This is a genomic window from Parvibaculum sp., assembly GCF_035511255.1.
Lineage (GTDB): Bacteria > Pseudomonadota > Alphaproteobacteria > Parvibaculales > Parvibaculaceae > Parvibaculum.
The window spans coordinates 1-1750 of the sequence record NZ_DATKFR010000190.1; the positions used below are offsets into that span (position 1 = coordinate 1).

1 protein-coding gene is annotated in these 1750 nt (G+C 64.1%); it reads left to right on the forward strand.

The window, feature by feature from the left end; genetic code table 11:
* Positions 1–1750 (forward strand): AMP-binding protein (locus VMR03_RS07165; RefSeq protein WP_325403678.1); only part of this gene is annotated, 1750 nt, incomplete at both ends.

Sequence of the window (1750 nt, forward strand, 5' to 3'; positions counted from 1 at the left end):
TCCGATCGGCGAGATGAAGCGTTCGACGGTGCATCTCCTGGAGGAAAAAGCATCCGAGCATCCCGATCGCAATTTCATCGGCGAGCGCGACGCGTCGGGTGCATGGACCTACATCACCTATGGCGATGCGAACCGGGCCGCCGATGCGGTGGCAACGGCGCTTCTTTCGCGCGGCATGGGGCAGGCGACGCCGCTCCTCATCCTGTCGGGGAATTCGATCCCGCATGCGGTGATGACGCTCGGCGCGATGAAGGCGGGCGTTCCGGTGGCGCCGGTCAGCGTTCCCTATTCGCTGATGAGTTCGGATTTTTCCAAACTCCGTCACGTCTTCGAGTTGACGCGGCCGCGCATGATCTTCGCGCAGCAGGGCTCGATATTCGAGCGTGCGCTGCGCGCTCTCGATCTTTCGAGCGTCGATGTCGTCACCTGCGAAGGCGTGCCGGAAGGCGTTGCAGGTTTCCACTACGACGCACTGCTCGCGACGCCCATCGACGAAGCCGCCGTGCGCGCCTCGATGGACAAGGTCGGTCACGATACCGTGGCAAAATATCTTTTCACCTCCGGTTCCACCGGCATGCCGAAGGGTGCGATCCAGACGCATCGCATGATGATGGCGGTGGTGGCCGGCCAGCAGGCACTCCGCACCGAGGAGCCAGATCCGAACGAGGTGCCGCAGAGCCTCGAATGGATGCCCTGGAATCACATCTCGGCCGGCAATATCGGCTTCAACGGCAATCTTTCGGCGGGCGGCACGGTGCATCTCGATGCGGGAAAGCCCGTTCCCGGTCTCTTCGAGCAGACGATCCGCAATCTCCGCGACGTTTCTCCGCGCGTCTTCGGCTCGGCGCCTGTCGCCTTCGCGATGCTGGCGGACGCGATGGAGAAGGACCCGGAGCTTCGCCGCAACTTCTTCCGCAATCTCGAATTCATGGCCTATGGCGGCGCGACGCTGTCGAGCGATCTTTATGATCGCATGCAGGCGCTCGCCATCGCCGAAACGGGTTTCCGCATTCCGCTCACCACCATGTATGGCGCGACGGAGACGCAAGGCATCACGGTCGTTCACTGGTTGACGGAGCGCGTCGGTCTCATCGGCTTGCCGCTGCCGGGGATCACGTTGAAGCTCGTGCCGAACGGCACCAAGCTCGAGGTGCGCGTCAAAGGCCCGACCGTGACGCCGGGCTATCTCAACGACCCGAAGAAGACGAAGGAGGCTTTCGACGAGGAAGACTTCTATTCGCTGGGCGACGCCGCGCGTTTCCTCGATCCGGAGCATCCGGAAGAGGGCATCGTCTTCGACGGCCGGGTGACGGAGGACTTCAAGCTCTCGTCCGGCACATGGGTCTCGACGGGCACGTTGCGGGCCGATGTGGTCGCGGCCTGCTCGCCGCTCATGCAGGACGCCGTGGTCTGCGGGCTCGACAAGGCCTATATCGCGCTGCTCGCCTGGCCGAACATCGCGGCGGCAAAGGCCATCGCCGGGCTCCACGACAGCGCGACGCCGCAGGAAGTCGTCGCCCATCCGAAGGTCGTCGCGCATCTCCGTGAGGCGCTGCAGCGTCATAACAAAGATTGCGGAGGGTCGTCGGCGCGCATCGCCCGCATTCACCTGATGACCGAGCCGCCCTCGATCGACGGTCACGAGATCACCGACAAGGGCTATGTCAACCAGCGGGCGACGCTCGACCGGCGGGCGCATCTCGTCCAGCGGCTTTACGAGGAGACGGCGCCGGAGGATGTGATCGTCGTC